General features: G+C 64.0%; 20 protein-coding genes. 7 read left to right on the top strand and 13 right to left on the bottom strand.

Features of this window, described 5'->3' with window-relative positions; translation table 11 throughout:
• Positions 1-145: 145 nt before the first annotated feature.
• The 6 genes from B4I46_RS11545 to B4I46_RS11520 all read right to left on the bottom strand — a co-directional run bounded on the left by B4I46_RS11545 (position 146) and on the right by B4I46_RS11520 (position 4513).
• Complete coding sequence (locus B4I46_RS11545) at positions 146-1366, bottom strand: NYN domain-containing protein (protein ID WP_286900274.1); 1221 nt, start codon at positions 1364-1366, stop codon at positions 146-148.
• Positions 1367-1395: 29 nt separating this feature from the next.
• Positions 1396-1539: a hypothetical protein gene (locus B4I46_RS11540; RefSeq protein WP_167400193.1), complete on the bottom strand. Its 144-nt coding sequence runs from the start codon at positions 1537-1539 to the stop codon at positions 1396-1398.
• Positions 1536-2354, bottom strand: a complete 819-nt coding sequence (locus B4I46_RS11535) for a zinc-ribbon domain-containing protein (RefSeq protein WP_043861395.1) — start codon at positions 2352-2354, stop codon at positions 1536-1538. Before B4I46_RS11535 ends, B4I46_RS11540 begins: the two co-directional genes overlap by 4 nt.
• 25 nt (positions 2355-2379) lie before the next feature.
• A complete protein-coding gene (locus B4I46_RS11530; protein ID WP_043861396.1) occupies positions 2380-2997 on the bottom strand; it encodes a helix-turn-helix domain-containing protein in 618 nt (205 codons plus the stop codon).
• 108 nt (positions 2998-3105) lie between these two features.
• Positions 3106-3906, bottom strand: coding sequence for an aminoglycoside phosphotransferase family protein (locus B4I46_RS11525; protein WP_286900270.1), 801 nt, complete (start codon positions 3904-3906; stop codon positions 3106-3108).
• The gene (locus B4I46_RS11520) at positions 3899-4513 is read right to left on the bottom strand and encodes a hypothetical protein (protein ID WP_286900268.1); all 615 of its coding nucleotides are present in this window, start codon (positions 4511-4513) and stop codon (positions 3899-3901) included. The genes B4I46_RS11525 and B4I46_RS11520 overlap by 8 nt, the downstream gene beginning before the upstream one ends.
• 217 nt (positions 4514-4730) lie before the next feature.
• Between B4I46_RS11520 and B4I46_RS11515 the strand changes: the two genes are divergently transcribed.
• Entirely contained in the window at positions 4731-5420 is a 690-nt protein-coding gene (locus tag B4I46_RS11515) for a B3/B4 domain-containing protein (protein WP_100632828.1), read from the top strand.
• Between the two features lie 17 nt (positions 5421-5437).
• Here B4I46_RS11515 and B4I46_RS11510 read toward each other — a convergent pair whose 3' ends face one another.
• From B4I46_RS11510 to B4I46_RS11495, 4 genes are all read right to left on the bottom strand, one after another.
• Positions 5438-5923, bottom strand: a complete 486-nt coding sequence (locus tag B4I46_RS11510; RefSeq protein ID WP_286900264.1) for an AAA family ATPase — start codon at positions 5921-5923, stop codon at positions 5438-5440.
• A gap of 69 nt (positions 5924-5992) precedes the next feature.
• Complete coding sequence (locus B4I46_RS11505; protein ID WP_043861401.1) at positions 5993-6424, bottom strand: carboxymuconolactone decarboxylase family protein; 432 nt, start codon at positions 6422-6424, stop codon at positions 5993-5995.
• 27 nt (positions 6425-6451) lie between these two features.
• On the bottom strand, positions 6452-7072 hold the full coding sequence (locus B4I46_RS11500) for an FMN-dependent NADH-azoreductase (RefSeq protein WP_286900262.1): 621 nt from the start codon (positions 7070-7072) through the stop codon (positions 6452-6454).
• Positions 7069-7515 (bottom strand): GNAT family N-acetyltransferase, encoded by a 447-nt coding sequence (locus B4I46_RS11495; RefSeq protein ID WP_043861403.1) that lies wholly within the window; start codon positions 7513-7515, stop codon positions 7069-7071. The genes B4I46_RS11500 and B4I46_RS11495 overlap by 4 nt, the downstream gene beginning before the upstream one ends.
• An 89-nt stretch (positions 7516-7604) precedes the next feature.
• On the opposite strand from B4I46_RS11495, the gene B4I46_RS11490 reads away from it, so the two are divergent.
• The 6 genes from B4I46_RS11490 (at position 7605) to B4I46_RS11465 (ending at position 15368) form a co-directional block, all read left to right on the top strand.
• A complete protein-coding gene (locus tag B4I46_RS11490; RefSeq protein ID WP_286900258.1) occupies positions 7605-9002 on the top strand; it encodes a PLP-dependent aminotransferase family protein in 1398 nt (465 codons plus the stop codon).
• A gap of 94 nt (positions 9003-9096) precedes the next feature.
• Positions 9097-9966, top strand: coding sequence for an AraC family transcriptional regulator (locus B4I46_RS11485; protein ID WP_286900257.1), 870 nt, complete (start codon positions 9097-9099; stop codon positions 9964-9966).
• Between the two features lie 208 nt (positions 9967-10174).
• On the top strand, positions 10175-11179 hold the full coding sequence (locus tag B4I46_RS11480; RefSeq protein WP_286900255.1) for a sensor domain-containing diguanylate cyclase: 1005 nt from the start codon (positions 10175-10177) through the stop codon (positions 11177-11179).
• A gap of 210 nt (positions 11180-11389) precedes the next feature.
• Positions 11390-11758, top strand: a complete 369-nt coding sequence (locus B4I46_RS11475) for a hypothetical protein (protein WP_078480310.1) — start codon at positions 11390-11392, stop codon at positions 11756-11758.
• A gap of 521 nt (positions 11759-12279) precedes the next feature.
• Complete coding sequence (locus B4I46_RS11470; protein WP_078480308.1) at positions 12280-12588, top strand: DUF3077 domain-containing protein; 309 nt, start codon at positions 12280-12282, stop codon at positions 12586-12588.
• A gap of 344 nt (positions 12589-12932) precedes the next feature.
• Entirely contained in the window at positions 12933-15368 is a 2436-nt protein-coding gene (locus tag B4I46_RS11465) for a membrane-bound PQQ-dependent dehydrogenase, glucose/quinate/shikimate family (protein WP_282361734.1), read from the top strand.
• A 65-nt stretch (positions 15369-15433) separates the two neighbouring features.
• Here B4I46_RS11465 and B4I46_RS11460 read toward each other — a convergent pair whose 3' ends face one another.
• From B4I46_RS11460 to B4I46_RS11450, 3 genes are read right to left on the bottom strand one after another with little or no spacing between them, the layout of a single operon-like run.
• Complete coding sequence (locus tag B4I46_RS11460; RefSeq protein ID WP_286900251.1) at positions 15434-16888, bottom strand: efflux transporter outer membrane subunit; 1455 nt, start codon at positions 16886-16888, stop codon at positions 15434-15436.
• On the bottom strand, positions 16885-20061 hold the full coding sequence (locus tag B4I46_RS11455) for an efflux RND transporter permease subunit (protein WP_286900248.1): 3177 nt from the start codon (positions 20059-20061) through the stop codon (positions 16885-16887). The genes B4I46_RS11460 and B4I46_RS11455 overlap by 4 nt, the downstream gene beginning before the upstream one ends.
• Complete coding sequence (locus B4I46_RS11450) at positions 20058-21215, bottom strand: efflux RND transporter periplasmic adaptor subunit (protein WP_286900246.1); 1158 nt, start codon at positions 21213-21215, stop codon at positions 20058-20060. Before B4I46_RS11450 ends, B4I46_RS11455 begins: the two co-directional genes overlap by 4 nt.
• Between the last annotated feature and the right edge of the window lie 34 nt (positions 21216-21249).

Raw genomic sequence — 21249 nt, 5'->3', positions numbered from 1 at the left:
GTAGGAGCGGGCCTTGCCCCGCGAACTGGCGCGCAGCGCCAGCAAACCTGCGAACGCGATCTGGCTGATGCACCGCGCACGATCGTCGGCCAGCAGCAGCCCACCAGCACGCCTGTAGTTGAGCTCCCGCTTGAGCCCAGCCAGGTCAGTAAGGCACGTTGACCTGCAACTGCTGGATCTGTACCGAATGCGGGTGGATCAGGTGGGTCAACACGCGTCGCTCCTTGACCGCGGATTTTTCCGCGTAGTCGGCGAACCGGTCATTGCTGACGATGTAGGCGGCCTGGTCGAACTCGGCAGCGGCCAGCAGGGCCTCGTCCGCTTTCACATCGCGGGGCATCACCACCACCTTGGCCCCGGGGAACAGCGCCTGAAGCCCGGCATGGTTGCTCGACACCCGTGCATAGATGCCCGGGTCGAAGATCACCGTCACCTTGTACCCCTGGCACAGGACCGGCACCAAGGCAATCAGTGCACCAAGCCCGATGAAGGTGCCTTTGCCGTTCTCCGAAGGCAGGTAGCACAGGTTGTTGCCATCGAGGATGAGCGTTTCGATGTGGTTTTCCATCAGCCGTGTGATGTCGCGCAGGCGTTCCTGGATTTTCTCGATATCCCGCTCGAGCTTGCGCCGCTTGGCATTCAACCCGCTCAGTACCATGCCCGGCTTGCTGTTTTCGAAGAAGCTCTCGCACTCTTGATGTATGAGCGCTTTTTCCCTGCCGCTCGACGCATTCGAGAGCGCCCATTCAAACCCTTGCGCCTTGGCGATGTCGTTGTCGATCTGCTGCAGTTGGCGCTGCTGGCGTTCCCATTGGCGCGACACGTCGCCGGCCATGGCTTCCCATTTTTCGCTGGCACTGCGGGTATGCTCGATCAACTGGTGCAGGTGCGCCAGTTCCTCGTTCAAGCCGGCGATGGTGGCCGTTGCTTCCAGCGGATTGAACTGGCGATACCGGCGCAAGCTCGCCGCCAGCCGGCGCTCTTCAGGCTCATGGCTGGCCAGCTCGGCCTGGGCCTCCTTGCGCGACAGCTCGAGCATCGCAAGGCGCTTGTCCAGTTCACTGGCCTGGTGCTGCGCCACCTTCTGCTCGGTGGAGCGCCACAGGCCCGACAGCCAGCCACCGGCCACGCCCTGGCAGGCCTGCTTGCTCTGGCTGGTGCTCTGCAGGGTGGCGCTGAGCTGATTGAGCCGTTGCTTGATATCCAGGGTGATGCGGTTGCGCTGGGCCAGTTGAGCGCTGGCGTGCTCGCAGTCGAATGCGTCGTACCACTGCATGTCGAGGGTCAACTTCTGGATATCCAGGTTGATCGATGCGGTCTTCTGGGTCAGGGCGACCACCCGGGCCACGTGTTCATTCCTATACATGATCGTTCCTTGTAATCGACAGGCCAGGGTTACACGGGGTCTTGCGCATTGCGCTGCCCGCTGCGGTAGGCCGCCCTGCCCGCCCATTGCAATGCCAGTACGGTAACGGCACCGGCAGCAACGCAGATGGCATTGGTCAGCAGAAATTCGAGCGGCGAGATCGTGGTGTTCATGCCAGCCCCCTTTCACCCAGGCGTACGCCGCAGTGGCCGCAGAACCGGCTCGATGCCTCAACCGCTGTACCGCAGGCGGGGCACATCTTGGCAACCAGCATTTTCTGGCGCATATGGCCGATCTGGATAACGCAGGGCACGGTTACCCGGTAGGCCGGGCTGGCCAGGTCGAACGCGGTCCACAGACCCGTGATGGCCCAGCCGACCGGGCCTGCGAGCACGGCCAGCCCCCTGCCCAGGCCCGCACTACCTGCCAGCATCACGCCACGTCCCACCAGGCTGCTCATGGTCGCGCTGGCCACTACCGCGGCCAGGCGGTAGGAGGTCAGCCCGGAGGCGCTGAGGCTGGCGATCAAGCTTGCCAGTGCAGTGGGCCCCATGCCCGGCCGGTAACCCGCCCCGACCGATTCGAAGAAGGTCTTCTTGTCGTCCTCGCTCATGCGCCCCACCGACTGCTCGACCACCTTGGCGATGATCGCCATCTCCATACTGGCGCAGTCTCCGAGGCCGCTCTTGGCAACCCCGACGTGAGAGGCCACGTCGGTGAGCAGTTCCTTGTAGGGCACGCCGCTGCCGCCGCGAAACACGTTCATCAGCGAGTTGCCGCCAAAGCGCGTGAGTTCCTCGACCACCAGGCCGCGATCAAGGTCGGTGATCTCACGCTCCTTGGCAGCGCTCAACTGACGGCAGACCGAGGACGACAACGAGATGCGTCCTTTGCCGCTGTCGGTGATCACATCGATGAGCAGCCCGATATCGTCGCTGCTCGCGCTCATCATTACGTCTGCCAGGTCGGCATCTTGAATCATTGACATGGGGGGTTCCTTTGATGACCAGGGGTCAGTCGATGATGGTCGGGGCATGCGGGGTGCTGCGGCTGACGAAGGCCCCCGCAATGGCTGTCAGCCAGGCCCGGGGCTGGTCGGAGCGCACCTGGCGCAGCATCAGTGCGTCCAGTTTCAGGCAACTGCGCCGGCGCCATTCGTCACGGGCATTGACACGGCTGACTTCGGGCGACGCACCCACGCCGATGGGACGCACGTCGGGATGCACCTTGCATTCGCGCAGCACCTTCTCGACCGGGTTGCCCTGCTCGAGCTTGCCTTCGCTCTGCAGCTTGACTGCTGCTGCCAGGTAATCGCGGCTGCCACCCACCGCCTGCCCCAGCGCCAGCCAGTCTTGCGGGCGCATCAGCAGGAACGCAGGGGGTACCCCCAGTGCATCGGCAATGCGGCTGAGCGTGTGCAGGTCCGGGTTGGGGTCGAGCTGCTCGCGAGGTGACTTCAATGCCCTCAGCGTACTGCGAGCGATGCCGGTTTCGCGTTGAATGCAGGCGGCAGTGACAGGGCCTGGCCGGCCGTCCTCGCGTTGCTTGCCACCGATGGCAAGTACCGCGCTGAGGTTGTCACTGAAGTGCGCTCCCAAACTTTTCGGTGGTACGGAGACAGGACTGTTCATGGGGGCCTCTTGCGTGTGGCGATGACGGCAAGACTATCCATGGCAATGTGCCATATCAACCGCAAACGGAGCGACAGCGCTCCATCAATCGATCCATATGGAGCGCAGTCACTCCATATAACCGAGCCCCGCTGCGGCCAGTTTCGCCACCTCAAGGGTGCCGCCCGGCGGTAGATGGTCTTCGAGCAGCCAGCTGACCGACAGGCCCGTCCACGCAAGCACCCACTGCAACAACCGACGAGGTTCCATGCCGCTGGCCTTGGCGACGATCTCGACCCGGTGCGCGAAGCGCCCCGGTACCAGCGCCTGCTCACCATCGGGATTGCAGAAAATGTTCGCGTAATCGAAGCCCCGCTCGCCATACAGCCCCTTGGGGTCGATGGCGAGCCAGCCGGCTGCGCCGAAATCGAGCACGTTGCCGTGGTGTATGTCGCCATGCAGTACCCCCACATCGCGCGGCGCAGCCAGCAGTTCGCGGGCGGTGCTGGCGCAGTGCTGCAGAAGACCGCCGTGCCTGTCGGCCCCGTGCCACAACCCCTCGAACCACTGCTCCAGTGGCACCAGGGCGGGCATGGGCGTGGCGCGCGGTGCGTGCAGGCGGGCGGCAACCGCGCACAGGATGCGCGTGGCCTGCTCGTCGTGCCCGTCCTTGACCATCTGCGTCAGTGCATCCGTACCTTGCGCGCGCACCATAAGAAGGGCTTGGCCGTCGTGAGCCAGTACCGGCGCTGCCCCCTCGCCCTGCCACCACGCCATGAGCAGGCTCCCCGCCTGTTCTTCGGCAACGTGCGAAATCTTCAGCATGGCTGGCCTGCCCTGCTGGCGCACCGGCAGCAGGGTGCCGTTCAGCGAGTCGAACGGCTCGCCATCGACAGTCAGTTGCCAGCGCTTGAGATAGTCGTCAAACATGCCGTGGCCTGGGTAGCGAGGCGATCATCTGGTCAAAGGCCTCCAGCGCATAGCGCCCTTCCAGGCGCTGCAACGTGGGCAACTGCGCGGGCAAACCGAATTGCACCCTGCCGGGCAGCACCTGCTCGATGGCGCCGTACCAGTTCAGCACTGCTTCCTGCAGGCGCACGTGCAGCTCGAACCTGCTGCGCCGACGCGTGCTGTCGGCCCGGGCCCGCTCCCGTGCCAGCTGTGGGTCGATGCGCGCAACCAGGTAGGCATCGGCAAAGCCGATGCGCCCTTGCGCGAAGGTCTGCCGGGTGGCGTCCAGTTCCACCTGCCAGTCGCGCTCACTGGCCTCGCCGATCTGCCACAGGCTCCAGATGTAATGCAGCTTGAGCGGGTCGCTGTCGCATACGGCCCGCGAACGGCGCTGCTCCATGGCCAGCGCCGCCTGCCAGCGATCGACGTTGCGTTCGGCCCAGAACGCAGCCGCCCCGAGCGGATCTGCCGCGCGATCGGGCTCGTTCTCAAAACGCCCGTTTTCGGCAATCAACTGTTGCTCGGCGTGACTTGTGCACCAGGTGGTCTTGCCACTGGCGCTGATACCTTCGACTACCACAATCATTGCAACTGCCACTCCGTTGAACAGGGCTTGCTGCAAAGCCCAAAACCGGCCGACATCATACAAGTCGCCGAGCGTGTGCAATACACAGGTGCGTGCACCACCCCATCTGCAGGATAAGAAGAACTGATAAGGCATGAGGCCTAATCATTGGATCTGATACGGCTCCCCGTTCAAGAATGCGCACCTGTTCTGCTCCCCCTGCCTTCTGGAGAAATACATGTCGTTTGTCGTGCCTGTTCTTGACCCGCAGATTGCAGAGATAGCACCTGGGTTTCGTGCCATGAGCATCTGCGTCAAAGCCACGCCGATCACCCGGCCCGAGGTGGCGACCAACGCCCTGACGCAGGCCTGTGAGGCGGTCACAGCCGGCGCCCCGGACTGGGCAGAGGCGCACCTTGCGGCATGGGCACACACCTTCCGGCTGTTCGGCGCCAAGCCGCAGCGCACGCCGTGCTCGGCCGAGGCACTGCGCAAGCGCGTGCTGCGCGATGCAGTGCTGCCGAGCATCGACCCCATTGTCGACCTGTACAACGCCATCAGCCTCAGGTTCGCCGTGCCGGTCGGCGGCGAGAATTTCGCTGCCTACATAGGTGTGCCGCGTTTGACCGTTGCCACCGGTACGGAGCTGTTCGACACCATCAAGGACGGCAGCGCCGCCAACGAATCGCCCGACAAGGGTGAAGTGATCTGGCGCGACGACCTGGGTGTGACGTGTCGGCGCTGGAACTGGCGCCAGGGAACCCGAACGCGCCTGGACGCCGATGCAGAACAGATGTGGTTCATCCTCGAAAGCCTGCCTGCAATGCCCCTGGAGGCACTGCAAGCCGCGGCTGACGAACTGGGCACCGGGCTTTTGCAGATGATGCCGGGTGCCACGATCGACCGGCAGTTGATCGAACTCTACTGAGTTGTGCGCGCCGAGGGTCAGAGCCGGTGAACGCCGATCTTGACCCCCTCCTCGGGGTCGGGCACCCGAAAGTGGCTGGTGATCAGATCGAACTCGGCGTCGGTCGCGGCGAACTCATGCTCGGCGCGGCCGTTGCGAAGGTGCAGCCTGGCCCGGCAAGTTTCATCGCTTGCCTCGATGTAGTGAACGCAGTGCGGCACCTGTGCGGCGTCGGCCAGGGCGCGCAGCCATTGGCGATCGGCAGGCGTGTTGGCCGGAAAGTCCAGCACCACGCTGGTGCCCGCCCTGAGCATGTCGGTAACCAGCGGCCCCATCACCGCCCGCACCTGGCGGGCAAGGCGCACGTAGTCGGCCACCGAGTGGATCTGCTGCGGGTACAGCCTGGAGAGCCAGTGATCCTCACTCAGCAAGATCGCCGCGTGTTCGGTTGCCAGGGCCTTGGCCAGTGTCGACTTGCCGGAGGCGATCTTGCCGCACATCAGATGAAGCGTCGGGGTGGCCATGGCGTTGTCCTGATTGATGAACCGCCATGATGCCGTGCCGGCGCTTGCACCCACAACAGTAGAACGCGCTCAGAGGTTCATGCCGATGGCCAGCCGGTTGAACGCATTCATCAACGCCACCGCCAAGGTCAGGTCGGAAATCTCGACGTCGGAAAAATGGGCTTTCAAGGGCTCGTACAACGCATCGGGTGCGCCCTTTTCGCTGACATGGGTCAGCGTCTCGGCCCAGGCCAGTGCGGCGCGCTCGCGCTCGTTGAACAGCCCACTGATGCGCCAGCCGGCCAGGCAATCGAGCTTGGCTTGCGCCACCTCGCTGTCACGCAGGGTTTGCGAATGCTTGCCCAGGCAGAAGGCGCAGCCGTTGATCTGCGAAATGCGCAGGTACACCAGTTCGATCAATGGCAGGCCCAGGGAACTGGCGGCCAGTGCGTTGTTGGTGGCGAGCAGGCCTTGGTAGGCCTCAGGCGACAGGGAAGCGAACGGCAGTCTGAGTTGGCTCATGGTGAAACTCCAGTGAAGTAAAAGGGATCAGGCGCAAACCTGTGGATTGAACAAGGGCTCCAGCGCCAGGCGCGCGCGGCCGGCGTCGACGGCCGTGCGCACCGCCTCCTCGCTGCCCACCAGGCCCTGCAGGTAGGTGAAGTGCAGGTCGAACAGCCCGAGGGTGTTGAGTACATGGCGCAGGTACGGCGTGAGAAAGTCCGGTTGGCGCGCCGCCTCGCCCTGGTGAATGCCACCGGACCCCACCAGCACGTACGCCGGGCGGTCGCGCAGCAAACCGAACTTGCCCTGCGGGCCGGCACTGAAGGTGCGGTGAATGCGCAGCACGTAGTCGATCCACAGCTTGAGCGCGGCCGGCAGCATGAAGTTGTGCATGGGCGTTGCAATCAGCAGCACATCGCTGCGCTCCAGTTCCTGGATCAACGCCTCGGACACCGCGAAAGTGGGTGCGTCGAATGGCGTGCGGGTGGTCAGGGCGCGGGCGTAATCGGTATCGAGCGGGGGCAGCGGGCTCGCGCCCAGATCACGCTCGATCAGTTGCAGCCCGGGGTGGCGCCGGCGCAAGGTGGCGACCAGCTCCAGCGCCAGTTGATTGGCATGGGACACCGCCCCCTGCGGGCTGGCGTTGAGCAGCAGTATGTTGTTCATTGCGGGCTCCCCGGCTTAAGGCTTTGGGTAAAGTGCATGCCACGGGCCAGCAACCCCTGGCGAAAATAGAAGCGCTGGGCCAGCGGCATGTGCAGGCCGGTATCCAGCACGAAGTGATCGCAACCGCGCTGCAGCGCCTCGTCACGCACGGCGCTCAGCAACTGCGCGCCCAGGCCGCCGCGTTGCAGGTCGGGGCTTACCACCAGGTCATCGACATAGATGAAGCGCCCGTACAACAGGTTTTCCAGCGGGCGGTAGCCCGCCAGGCCCACCACCTGCTCACCCTCCCACGCCGCCAACAAGCGGTAGCCCTGCGCCGACTGACGCTGCAGCTGCGCCACATAGTCGGCCAGGTCGTTGAGGTGCGGGCGCAGTACACGCATCAGTTCAAAGCTGGCTTCAAAGGCTGCGTGGCTTTCGAGGTGTTGAAGGGTGTAGGCCATGGTCGTCGTCCGCTTTTCAAGAGCGCCCACTTTAAGCAAGCAATGGCTTAAGCTACAGGGCCGAAAAATGAATAAACGACTAGGCCAAGATGCTTTCCTTCGAACTGGACCGCAGCCAGCAGGCGCCGATCTATCGCCAGCTCTACCAGCGCTTTCGCGAATCCATCGCCGACGGCCGCCTGCGCCCAGGTGATCGCGTGCCGGCCGTTCGCGCCCTGGCCGCCGAGCTGAACCTGGCGCGGGGCACCGTGGAGGCGGCCTACCAGTTGTTGATCGGCGAAGGCTACCTGATGGCGCGCGGCGCCGCCGGCACGGTGGTCACCCCGCAACTGACCCCGGTTGCCCCACCCCAGCTAGGCCCTGGCGTATCCGCCAGCACCTACCCGACCACCCATTCCGGCGAGCTGCCACTGCCCTTGCAGATGGGCCTGCCGGCCCTGGACGCCTTCCCGCGCAAGCTGTGGACGCGGCTGGCCGGCCGGCAACTGCGTCAAGGCGGCCTGGAAAGCCTGGTGTACCCGGACCCACGCGGCCACGCACCGCTACGGGCGGCGATTGCCACTTACCTGGGCATCTCGCGGGGCATCACCTGCCGCCCCGAGCAGGTGTTCGTGTGCGCCGGCTATCGCGCCTGCCTCGACCTGATTTGCCATACGCTGATGCAGCCGGGCGACCGCTGCTGGCTCGAGGAACCCGGCTACTTCATGGCCCGCAACGCCCTGCAGGAAGCCGGCGCGCAGCTGGTGCCCGTCAGCGTGGACGACCAGGGCCTGGATGTGGAACAGGGCATCGCCCGCGCGACGGATGCACGCTTCGCCGTGGTCACCCCCACCCACCAGAGCCCGCTGGGCGTGTCGCTGTCGCTGCCGCGCCGGCTGGCACTGCTGGCGTGGGCCAACCGGCAAGGCAGCTGGATCATCGAGGACGACTACGACAGCGAATACCGTTATCGCGGCAAGCCCCTGCCCGCCCTCAAGAGCCTCGACCAGCAGGGCCGCGTGCTCTACACCGGCACCTTCAGCAAGGTGCTGTTCCCCGGCTTGCGTCTGGCCTACCTGGTGGTGCCGGCGCAGCAGTGCGAGGCCTTCGCCCGCCAGGCCGACCGGCTGCACAACCACTGCCCTCACCTGCTGCAGGCCACCGTGGCGGCGTTTATCAACGAAGGCCACTTTGCGCGGCACCTGAACAAGATGCGCAATCTGTACGCCCGGCGCCGGCAATGGCTGATCGAGGCATTGCAGCAGCAGTTGGGCGAGCGTTTGCTGATCGATACCCAGGCAGGCGGCATGCACCTGGTAGCCGGTTTGCCCGGCGTGGACGATGTAAAACTGGCCAAGCGCGCACGGGCCGCCGGGCTGGCGGTGGAGCCGCTATCGCAGTGGTACCTGGCAGGTGCGCCCAGACACGGGCTGGTAATGGGGTTTACCAATGTTGCCAGTGCACAGCAGGCGGCGATGGTGGCGCGGGAACTGGCTCAGCTTGCATAGGGAAGCAACCCCTATCAGAGCAAACCCGGCTAGGCACGACGAGGGGGCAAAGGCGGATGCTGTTGCTCACCGCATCTTCAGGAGGTTTTGTTCGGTGACCGACTCAAGCAACAGCCATGCCTACGCAAAACGGTTCGACGCCGTACTCGCCTATATCGATACCTGCCTCGAGGGCGATCTCTCGGTGAATGCACTGAGCCGCGTCGCCAACTTCTCGGTGTTTCATTTTCACCGGCAATTCACGGCGTATGTAGGCGTGCCGGTTGCACAGTATGTGCAGTTGATGAGGCTTCGGCGCGCTGCGCATCAACTGGTCGGTTCACCGGGTCAGTCCGTGCTGGAGACAGCACTGGGTGCTGGCTTCGAAAGCCCCGAGGCCTTTTCAAGGGCGTTCAGGCGCGCCTTTGGCATGGCGCCGAGTGCGTTCGCCAAGGCACCGAGCTGGCAGGTCTGGAATGCGGTCTTCGTTGTCCCTCACTTTTCCAGGAGTATCACCATGCAGATCCGTATCGTGACGTTCGCCGAAACCCGCGTGGCGGCGCTTGAACATTGCGGGGCGCCCGGCCTCGTCAGTCAAAGCGTCAGTCGTTTTCGTCAGTGGCGCATGCAGAGCGGTCAGTCGCCAGTAGCCGTGAGCCGCTCGTTTGGCATCCCCTATGACAATCCCGATACCACGCCCGCAGAGGCCTTCAGGTTCGCGATTTGCGGCGAGATAGACGAGGCCGTGCTGCCCAACGAATTCGGCGTGCATGAACGGATCATCCCGGCTGGGCGTTGCGCCGTGATTCGCCATACGGGGTCGCCTGATTACATCGGAGAATCCATCTACCCGCTTTACCGCGACTGGCTACCCTCCAGTAACGAAGAGCTTCGGGATCACCCATTGTTCTTCCATTACCTGAGTGTGTTTCCCGAAACACCGCAGGATCAATGGCAGACGGATATCTACGTTCCGTTGAAATAGGCGAAGCTGGCGTGTGAAACGGGTTGCCGCTCGGTGGGTGAGTTGCCGACCGAGCGGCCGTTGGCGGCCAGGCAGAATACGAAGGGCTTTCAGCGTGCCCGCAACCTCTTCCATGTCGCCATGTACCGACCCATGGCTCGGTACGCAGTACTTGCCCTACCAGGGCTGCTAAAGTGGCTTATCCATAGGGTTTCGAGGGCTATCGTGTATGTCCGATGTAAGCGAGCTTGTTAATGACAGTGAGGTGTACAGAACCCTTCTGGAGTCGACCAAGGCGATTCCCTGGAAGATTGACTGGGCCTCGATGAAGTTCACCTACATCGGCCCTCAGATCGAGGCGTTGCTGGGCTGGAGCCCTGAAAGTTGGGTGAGCGTGGAAGACTGGGCCATGCGCATGCATGCAGAAGATCGCGAGCATGTGGTGAACTTCTGCGTGACGCAATCCAAGGCTGGCGTGGACCATGAGGCGGACTACCGAGCGCTGACCAAGGACAACGGCTATGTGTGGATCCGCGACGTTGTGCACGTGGTGCGCAATGACAGGGGCGAAGTCGAAGCACTGATCGGCTTCATGTTCGACATCAGCGAACGCAAGAAAACCGAAGACCAGTTGCTGAGTTTGCAGAAGGAACTGGAGGTGCTCTCGTTCAAGGACGGCCTGACGAATATCGCCAACCGTCGTCGCTTCGACAGCTGTTTCGAGTTGGAGTGGGAACGTGCGCGCCGCGAGCGCCGGCCATTGTCGCTGCTGTTGCTGGACGTCGATTTTTTCAAGCAGTACAACGATTTGTACGGCCATATTCAAGGCGACAAATGTTTGATAGCGATTGCCCAGACACTGAGTTTGGCGTTGGATGGCCCACGCGACCTTGTGGCTCGCTATGGCGGCGAAGAATTTATCGTGCTGCTGCCCGAAGCCGATGCCGAGGTGGCGCGTAAAGTGGCTGAGCGCTGCCAGCGGTTGATCCACAAGCAGTCCATCGTGCATGCGCTATCGCCACATGACCACCGCCTGACTGTCAGCATAGGCGCGGGCTCGGTGGTGCCAGGCGAGCGGGACAGGCCTACAGACTTCATCAAAGCCGTGGACCAGCAGCTCTATGCAGCTAAAAACAACGGACGGCACCGCATTGAGTATGTGCAGTTGGAGGGGTTGTCGGGCTGTTCAGCAGTTGAAGGTGCAGAAGAACAAACAACTGCCCGTCATTCATAGAGGGTCATCAGCAGCCACGGTGATGCTGGAGAAAACGCAGCGGCGAGTGCGATTCGAGATTACTGGGCAAACACGGTTTCGGCCGTCGCTAACGGACCCAAGGCTGCCGGTGGTTAACGGCAGCAATTGGCCATAAGCGGACTGTAGACAGATAGCTGGCATTCCTACGCTGGCATTCTAGTAATCTCACAACGCTAAAAAGGAACATTCATGTTGGTCATTCAAATTGATCGGGATAGCGTGCATGCAGGGGATGATCTGGAAAGTCACAGGACATCAATCAGGCTTGATCCTGCAGTAACACTGCGCGCTTTGTTCGAAGCGATCCAAGGTATGGGTTACCTGCCTGACATCAGTGGAGGCAAGGCGACGTGGATTATTTGTTCGTCTGGCAAACACATAGGTGTTTTAGCTCAGCAATGGCCAGAAACTAAATTGTTAATCCCCGCCGAGAGCCTCCTGAGTCAGTATTTTGGGGATACCGAACCTCGCCTTCTGTTCAGATATTGGTGCCAGGCAGATCCAGACCATGTCTTTTCACAGATCAAAGCTGGAAATGAACCGCCGTCTCGATTTTAGGACTGGCGGGGGCTACCTACTGATCCAGAAGCTAGTATGCCTGCTTTGGGTTGTGGCGGCCTGTTGCAAAGGTGGGCTACCGAGCTATAGCTGCATCCTTTCGTTATAAGAATCAGGTCGAAGGCTCACACCGATATTCAAACGCATTGCACTCTTTACGCCCTAAGCCATTGATCTTAAACGCAGCATAGGTCGGGACAGCGGGTGCACCAACGCCGAGATGGAAGCCCCCACTTCCCCCCATTCAAAACCTTGAATGCTCACCCAAACCCCGTTACCCTTTCCGAGCCGCTGTAAATCCAGCGGTCGGGTTTGGTAGCCCGAGTACTCTAAGACGTGCAAGCGTCCATCCGTTTCAGCTGGCGCTTTTTTTGTGCCTGCTGTTTCGTGTTATGGCGGCTGTACGCAGGGCGCATTCGTGCGCGCTGGGTTCCTAGAGTCCCGGTCTACCAACCTGCGTATGGCCGTCACCATTCGTTTGGTAGCGACAGTGACGGCTCCACCGCTCTAGGAGCAGCACAATGACAAAAATCGTCCCCGATCCCCCACTAACTACCACCCGCCGCAAACCCGTCTACACCGCCTTCGGCTGTTGCAACGGCAATCACCCTCCCCTGTTTTCCGTGTGCGAAGGCATCGAGCTGGAAGACGCGCTGGTCCACCTGTCGCTACAGATCCAATGCGCCAAGGACACCACCGCCCAAGCCTGCGAACGCGCCGATGAGCAGTTCAAGACGCTGCTGATTGCCGCACAGCAATCGCTGGAAATGAGCAATGTGCTGATCGACAGCGTGCTGGACGCCATGGAAGCAAACGCGGCACCGCAGTAACGACGCAACACACGGGCCGCACACGCGGCCTACCGACCGTCCCCATTGTTACTGTTTCCCCAACAATGCTTTTCGACCTTGAGCATTTATCCGCCCCGCCTCGCCCGCCTAAACTGGCCACCGTTTTCAGGCAGCCCTACCGCGCCGACTCCGCAAAGGCCATCCCAACGCCAACACCCTTTCCCAGAGCCTTCGGCGCCCCCCGTATCGAATGATCGCGCACGCCCTTGCGCGCTGATCGCAACGCCCCACGGGTTCGATCTTTACCGCTGCCGACTGAATGCCTTGACCCCTGCGCAGAGCTTGCGTGCACTTTCCATTGACTAACGGAACGTATGAAAAAAATGACGGATGACCATCAACCGCAAACTCGGAAGTTTGCACTCGGCACCACCGCAAGGGTGCTGTTTGCCCTGCTGGTGCTGCTCGTATCGCTGGCGATGATCTACGGCGGCTTCAAACTGGTAGCACTCGATGGCTCGCCGTACTACCTGATCGCAGGCGTTGCATACCTGCTGCTGGCAGCGCTGATGTTCCTGCGCAAAAGCGCCAGCATCGCCCTTTCGGTAGCCATCGCCCTGGCAACCTGTGTGTGGGCATTCTACGAAGTCGGCCAGTTCAGCTACTGGGAGCTGCTGCCACGCCTGGTGGTACCGGCAATCATCCTGACCCTCAGCCTGTGGGTCGGCGCAGCCTTGCCCGGCACCTCGGCAAGCACCCGACGCCTGGCCAACCGCTTCGGCTTTGCGGTGTTCGCGGGGCTGATCGCGACCTTCGTGGCGGCGTTCTACCCGCACGGTGCAATCTCCACCCCACTCGCCTCCACGGCCAAGCCTGCGCCAACCGAAGCCCCCGCCGCGCCGGAAAACTGGGAGTTCTTCGGCCGCAACGCCTCGGGCACGCGCTTTGCGCCGTTCAGCCAGATCACCCCGGCGAACGTCAAGGACCTGCAAGTGGCCTGGATCTACCGCACCGGCCGCAGAACCACGGGCGCCGGTGCCGGCGTGGACGAGAACACCCCGCTGCAGATCGGCAACGTGCTGTATTCATGCACGCCAGAAAACCTGATCACCGCCCTCGACGCCGACACGGGCAAGCCGATCTGGAAGTTCGACCCGCACGCGCGCAGCGCCGAGCACGTGACGTGCCGCGGCGTGGGCTACCACGACATCGACAAGGACGACAGCCTGAGCGCCGAGGTCAAGGCCTCGTATGGCGAGCAGCAGTGCCGCCAGCGCATCCTGGTGTCGTCGGTCGACGCCCGCCTGTTTGCCCTGGACGCACACACCGGCACCCTGTGCCCGAGCTTTGGCGACAACGGTTATGTCGACCTGAAAAAAGGCATGGGCCCCACCGAGAACAGCAAGCGCTACCACCCCACCTCCCTGCCCGTGGTAATGGGCCACCTCACCGTGGTCGGCGGCTGGGTGCGCGACATCGTCGCCAAGGAGCCGTCGGGCGCCGTGCGTGCCTTCGACGTGCTGACCGGTGCGCTGGTGTGGGCCTGGGACATCGGTGCGCCTGAAGGCCAGGACGCAACCGCCAGCGACCACCAGTTCACCCTGGAAACCCCCAACGTGTGGACCGTGCCCACCTACGACAAGGCACTGAACCTGGTGTACCTGCCCACCGGCAACGGCCCGCCCGACTACTGGGGTGGCGACCGCAACCAAGCCAAGGAAAAATACGGCTCGGCCGTGGTGGCCGTCGATGCCTCGACCGGCAAGGCCAAGTGGGTGTACCAGACTGTGCACCACGACGTGTGGGACTACGACCTGCCCTCGCAACCGGTGCTGTACGACATCAAGAACGCCCAGGGCGAAAAGACCCCGGTGCTGATCCAGACCACCAAGACCGGCAACATCTTCGTGCTGGACCGCCGCACCGGCCAGCCGGTGACTGAAGTTCAGGAGCTGCCCGTACCCACATCCCCCGCCGCCGAAGGCGAACACCTGGCACCGACCCAACCGCACTCGGTGGGCATGCCGGTGATTGGTGCCGAGCCCCTGACCGAGAAGTCCATGTGGGGCGTGAGCACCTTCGACCAGCTGTACTGCCGCATCATGTTCAAGGACTCGGTGTATGTGGGCCCCTTCACCCCGCCGACCGAAAAGCCCTACATCGAATGGCCGGGCCTGCTGGGTGGCATGAACTGGGGTGGCATCTCCATCGACGAAAACACCGGCATGATGTTCGTCAACGATATGCGCGTACCGCTGCGCATGGCGCTGGTCACCAAGGAAAACACCAGCAAGTTCAAGGTTTCCACCGATGAGGTGCCGGGCTTCATGGGCACGATTCGCCCACAAGTGGCGGGCATCTATGGCGGGGTAAAAATCGACATCCTGCAATCCCCCCTGGGCGTGCCGTGCAACACCCCGCCGTTCGGCAGCATGAGCGCCATCGACCTGAACACCCAGAAACTGGTGTGGCAGGTACCGCTGGGCACCGTGCAGGACACCGGCCCCCTGGGCCTCAAGACCCACCTGCCGATCCCGCTGGGCATGCCGACGCTGGGCGGCCCTACCTCGACCGCCTCGGGGCTGGTGTTCTTTGCCGGCACCCAGGACTACTACCTGCGGGCCCTGGACTCGGCCACCGGCAAGGAGGTGTGGAAAGCCCGCCTGCCGGTAGGTGCAGTGGCAGCACCGTTGATCTACCAGTCGCCGGCGACCGGCAAGCAGTATGTGGTGATCTCGGCGGGCGGCATGAGCCATTCGCCTGATGTGGGCGACTACATCATTGCCTATGCGTTGCCCGACGCTACTGAACAGCAGTAACACGCTGGTGGAAGCCGTATGAAAATAATCCCCGGTTTCGGGGATTATTTTTGCCTGATGGAACGCTAGAGAGAGGCGCCGTCGCACGGCTGCCGGGCCTGCGCGCAGACTTCCCAGCCACCACCCAGCGCCTTGTAGATGCCCACAACCGCCAGGCGTTGTCGGGTACGTGCAGCGGTCAGGGCGCGTCGGCTGGCGTAATCGGCGCGCTCGGCCTCAAGCACATCCAGATAGACGCCCTCGCCCTCCGAGAACCGCGCCCGGGCAAGCCGCGCCGCCTCACCGTTGGCCGCCGATTCGAGCAATCGCAGCCTCAGGGTATTGCTCGCAGCCCCGTGGGCCTTGAAGGCATCATCGGTTTCCTGCAACGCGCGCACTACCGTCTGGTCGTACACGATCAACGCCTCCCTGGCGCGTGCCTCGCTGGCGGCGATCCGGGCACGTACACGCCCGGTGTCCAGCAGCGACCAGCGAATCATCGGGCCGATAAAGCTCGACAGCGCGCCCGCGCCACTCATCCCGTCGAGGCTTCCGGTGACCACACCGATGGAGCCCTGCACCTGCACCTCGGGATAGAGGCCCGCCGTCTCGACCCCGATTTGCGCCGTGGCGGCCGCAAGGGCGCGTTCTGCCGCGGCAATGTCGGAGCGCCTCCAGAGCAACGCGGTGGGCTCGCCGACGGCGATCGTGCGCAGGGCCAGCGCCTGATCCCCAGGCTCGGCGGCCGGTGGTGTGAACCGCTGCGGCGGCTCGCCCAGCAGGATCGCCAGGGCGTTGACCGAGGCATCACGCCGACGCTCCAGCTCGGGCACGCTCACCTCGACCGAGCGCAACAGGGCTTCGGCGCGCAGCCGGTCGAACTCGGTGGCCGCCCCGGCGTTCACCTGGCGTTCGACCATGCTCAGGCTGTCGCGCTGGCTTTGGCGGGTATCGGCCGCAACCGCCAACTCGGCCTCGATGCCCCGCAGCTCGAACCAGGTGGCCGCCATCTCGGCCGCCACACTCGCCTGCACCCCGCGCAGCAACGCCTCGCGCGAACCGGCCTGGGCGCGTGCGGCCTCCACCGAGCGGCGCACGCGGCCGAACAGGTCGATTTCCCAAGACGCATCGACCGCCCCCCGATAGGTTTCGTTCTGCCGCGACTGGCCAGCCGGTGTCTGCACTTCGCTCCAGCGGCGGTTCTCGTAGCTGAGCGCAGGGCCGCCACGCGGAAGGAAACCCTGGCGGCTTTCGCGCAACATCGCCCTGGCTTCTTCGAGCCGCACGGCAGCAATCGCGATGTCATGGTTGGCGGCAAGCGCCCGCTGCACCAGCCCGGTCAACACGGGCTCATCAAAGGCACCCCACCACCGGGCCTCGACGCTGCCGGGGCCAAGCCCGGCAGGCAGCTCATCGAAGCGCGCGGGAAGCTGCGTTGCCGGCAGCGACGGCGCAACGTAGTCGGGGCCCACTGCAGCACACCCGGCCAGCAGCATGAGGGTGGCCAGGGGCGCCAGAACAGCTCGATAGCAAAGGCTCATGAACGGCGCTCCTCAAGGGCAGGCTTGGCTGTGGGCGTGTGCCGCTCGAAACGTGCCGCCAGCCCACGGATCACCACATAGAAAACCGGGGTCAGGAACAACCCGAACAGCGTCACCCCGAGCATGCCGGCAAACACCGCCACCCCCATGGCCTGACGCATCTCGGCACCTGCGCCGCTGGCAAGCACCAGCGGCACGACGCCGGCGACGAAGGCCAGGGATGTCATCACGATCGGGCGCAGGCGCAACCGGCAAGCCTCCACAACCGCCTCCAGCGCACTCGCCCCCCGCGCTTCCAGGGTGCGGGCGAACTCGACGATGAGGATCGCGTTCTTGGCGGCCAGGCCCACCAGCACGATCAGCCCGATCTGCACGAACACGTTGTTGTCGCCCTCCATCAGCCACACCCCGATGATCGCGCTCAACAGGCACATCGGCACAATCAGCAGTACCGCCAGGGGCAGCAGCCAGCTGTTGTACTGCGCCGCCAGAATCAGGTAGGCCAGCAACACGCACAGCGGGAAGATGAACAGCGCCGAATTGCCGGCCAGCTTCTGCTGGTAGGTCAGGTCGGTCCATTCGAAGGTCATGCCTTCAGGCAGCATTTCCCCAGCCAGACGCTCCATCAGCGCAACCGCCTGCCCTGAACTCACGCCCGGCATTGCGCCCCCCGAAATGTCCGCCGAGGGGTAGCCGTTGTAGTGAATCACCCGGTCCGGGCCGGAGCTTGGCGTAACGCTGACAAACGCCGACAACGGCAGCATGGCCCCGGCCGCATTGCGCACCTGCAGGCGGCCGATGGCTTCGGCCTGCATGCGGTGGTCCGTGTCGGCCTGCGCCGTGACCTTGTAGGTGCGGCCAAAGCGGTTGAAGTCGTTGACGTACAGCGAACCCAGGTACACCTGCAGCGCCTCGAACACATCGGTCAGGCGCACGCCCTGGCTCTTGACCTGGGCCCGGTCGATGACCACGTCGAGCTGCGGTGCATTGATATCGAGGCTGGTCATCAGCCCGGCCAACTGCCCCGACTCGGTGGCCTTCATCATCAGGATGCGGGTGTGCTGCACCAGGGCCTCCAGCCCCGCGCCGCTGCGGTCCTCGACCTGCATCTTGAAGCCGCCGGTGGCACCCAGGCCGGGCACCGGGGGTGGCGGGAACACCCCAAGAAAACCATCGGGAATGCCCGCGAACCTGGCCTGCAGGCGCCCGGCAATGGCGGTTGCAGCCAGGTCCGGCGAGGCACGTTCCTTGAACGGGTCGAGCATGATGAACATCACCGCGGCGTTGGGCACGTTGACGAAACCGTTGATCGAAAGCCCCGGGAACGCCACCACGCTTTCGACGCCCGGCTCGGCCAGGGCCAATTGCGACATCTGCCTGGCCACCGCTTCGGTGCGGTCCAGCGACGACGCGTTGGGCAACTGGGCGATAGCCACCAGGTAGTACTTGTCCTGCATCGGCACAAAGCCCGGTGGCACGGCATTGAAGCCGAACGCGGTCAACCCCAGCAGGCCGACGTACACCACAAGCACCAGGCCGCTGAGCCGGACTACCTTGCGCACCGTGTTGCCATAGGCCTGCGGTGCACGCTGGAACGGCCGGCCAAGGGTGCCGAGCAACCGCCGGGCACGCCCGCGCAGGCTGCGGGGGTCGGGCGTAATGCCGTGCTGGCGTGGCTGCAGCAGCAACCCGGCGAGTGCGGGGCTGAGGGTCAGCGAATTGACCGCCGACAGAATCGTCGAGATGGCAATGGTGAGTGCGAACTGGCGATAGAACTCGCCCTGCAGGCCGCTGAGGAACGCCGTGGGGATGAACACCGCAGCCAGCACCGAGGTGATCGCGATGATGGGCCCGGTCACCTCGTCCATGGCAAGCCTGGCGGCCTGGGCCGGCGCCTCGCCGTTCTCGATATGACGCTCGACGTTCTCCACCACCACGATGGCATCGTCCACCACGATCCCGATCGACAGCACCAGGCCGAACAACGACAGGGTGTTGAGCGAAAAGCCCATCAGGTGCATGACCGCAAAGGTGCCCACCAGCGACACCGGCACCGCCATCAGCGGGATGAGCGACGCGCGCCAGTTGTGCAGAAACAGCACCACCACGATCACCACCAGCATGATCGCCTCCAGCAAGGTGATGGCCACCGACTCCAGCGAGGCCTGCACGAACACCGTGGGGTCATAGGCAATGCGCGAGGTGAGCCCCGCCGGGAAGTTCGCCTCCAGCCGCTGCATGGTTTCGCGCACCGCCTGGGCAACGTCCAGGGCATTGGCGCCCGGGCTCTGGATGATCTGCAGCGCAACGGCCGGTTCGCCATCGAGCAGGCTGCGCAATGCGTAAGAGTCGGCGCCCATCTCGATACGGGCCACATCGCGCAGGCGCGTGACCTGACCGTCGTCGCCGGTGCGAATGATGATGTCGCCAAACTGCTGCTCATCGGTCAGCCGCCCCAGGGTGTTCACGGTTACCTGGAACGCGGCGGTGGCGTTGGGCGCCTGGCCGACCGACCCCGCCGCCACCTGCACGTTCTGCTCGCGCACCGCTTCGATCACCTCGCCTGCGGTGAGCCCGCGCGCGGCGATCAGGTCCGGGTCGAGCCACAGCCGCATGCTGTACTCCCCGGCGCCCCACACCAGCACATCGCTGATGCCGGGCAGGCGCGACAGTTCATCGCGCACCTGAAGGTAGGCGTAGTTCGACATGTAGAGCGGGTCGTAGCGTTTGTCGGGAGACAGCAGGTGAACCACCATCAGCATGTCCGGCGAGGTCTTCTGGGTGACCACGCCCTGGTGCTGCACCTCTGCCGGCAGGCGCGGCAGAACCCGCGAAACGCGGTTCTGCACCTGGATCTGCGCAATATCGGCATTGGTGCCCTGGGCGAAAGTGATGGTCAGTACCATCCGGCCATCGGTGGCAGACTGCGACGCCATGTACAGCATGCCCTCGACCCCGGTAATCGCCTGCTCCAGTGGCGCGGCCACGGTTTGTGCGATTACCTGGGGGTTGGCCCCCGGATAGGACGCCGTCACCTGCACGGTCGGCGGCGTTACCGCCGGGTACTCACTCAGCGGCAGCTGGAAGAAGGCAACGATGCCGGCAATCATCATCAGTATCGAGAGGACGATGGCAAAAATGGGACGATCGATGAAGAAGCGCGGGAATGTCATTGCGCCGCCCCCAGGGTTTGCTGCGCCGTGACGGGCGAACCCTCGATCGAGGTGGGCTGCGGCGTAACCTGCATGTCCGGGCGCACCAGGCCCTTGACCACGATGCGCTCGCCGGGCTGCAGGCCTTTTTCGATCACGCGCAAGCCCTCCACCATCGGGCCGAGTTCGACCGGGCGATACTGGGTCTTGTCGTCCTTGCCCACTACCAGTACGTAGCGGCTGCCCTGGTCGGTCGAAATCGACTGGTCCGAGATCAGCACCCTGGCCTGTGGCGTGCCGGTCTCAAGCTTCACCTTGGCAAACAAACCGGGCGTCAGTTGCCCGTCGGGGTTGTCGACCACCGCGCGAACACGCAGCGTGCCGGTGTTGCGATCGGCGGCGTTGGCCAGAAAATCGACGCGGCCGGGCCGCGCGTACTGCTTGTCGGTGGCCAGCGCCACGTTCACCTTCGCCGCCTGCGCGCCCGCGCCAGGGCGGCTTGATGCGAGCGAGCGCAGGTACGTGCGCTCGTCCACATCGAAGTACACATGCAGGGGGTCGACAGAGACGATGGTGGTCAGTGGCGTCACCCCATTGGTGACGTAGTTGCCTTCGGTGACCAGGGTTTGCCCTACACGCCCACTGATCGGTGCAGTGACCCGTGTGAAGCTCAGGTCGAGCTTTGCAGCGTCCAGCGCGGCCTTTGCGGCATCGACCTGGGCCTGGCCCGCATCGAGCGCCGCAATCGCGCTGTCGAGCCGGTCCCGCGCAACGACCTTTTGCGCATACAGTTGCCGGGCTCGGGCATGGTCTGCCTGGGCCAGCAGCCACGCCGCCCGGGCCTCCTGCAGGCGTGCGGTGGCGGCGTCGAGCGCGGCCTGGAAGGGCCGTGGATCGATGACAAAGAGCTGGCTGCCCTTCTCCACCATGCGGCCCTCGGGCACGCTCACCGCCTGAATGTAGCCGGCCACCCGCGGGCGCAGTTCGACCCGCTTGATCGCGGTCAGCGACCCGGTGAATTCAGCATGGGGCGTTACCGGGCGCACGATCACCTCGGCTACCGGAACACTGGGAGGCTTGGCGGGGTCAGTCGCGGGTGCCGTCTCCTTGCACCCGACGCTGGTGAGCGCGACGCTTAGCGCCGCAGTGAAAAGGGTTACGCGTTTGACGTTCATCACATGGCCTTTCGCACGAGTGTCGACCTGCTTT

The organism is Pseudomonas sp. UBA7500, assembly GCF_002478435.1.
GTDB lineage: Bacteria > Pseudomonadota > Gammaproteobacteria > Pseudomonadales > Pseudomonadaceae > Aquipseudomonas > Aquipseudomonas palmensis.
The sequence above is the reverse complement of the archived record's forward strand: the minus strand, read 5'-3'. Positions and strand labels throughout refer to the sequence as shown.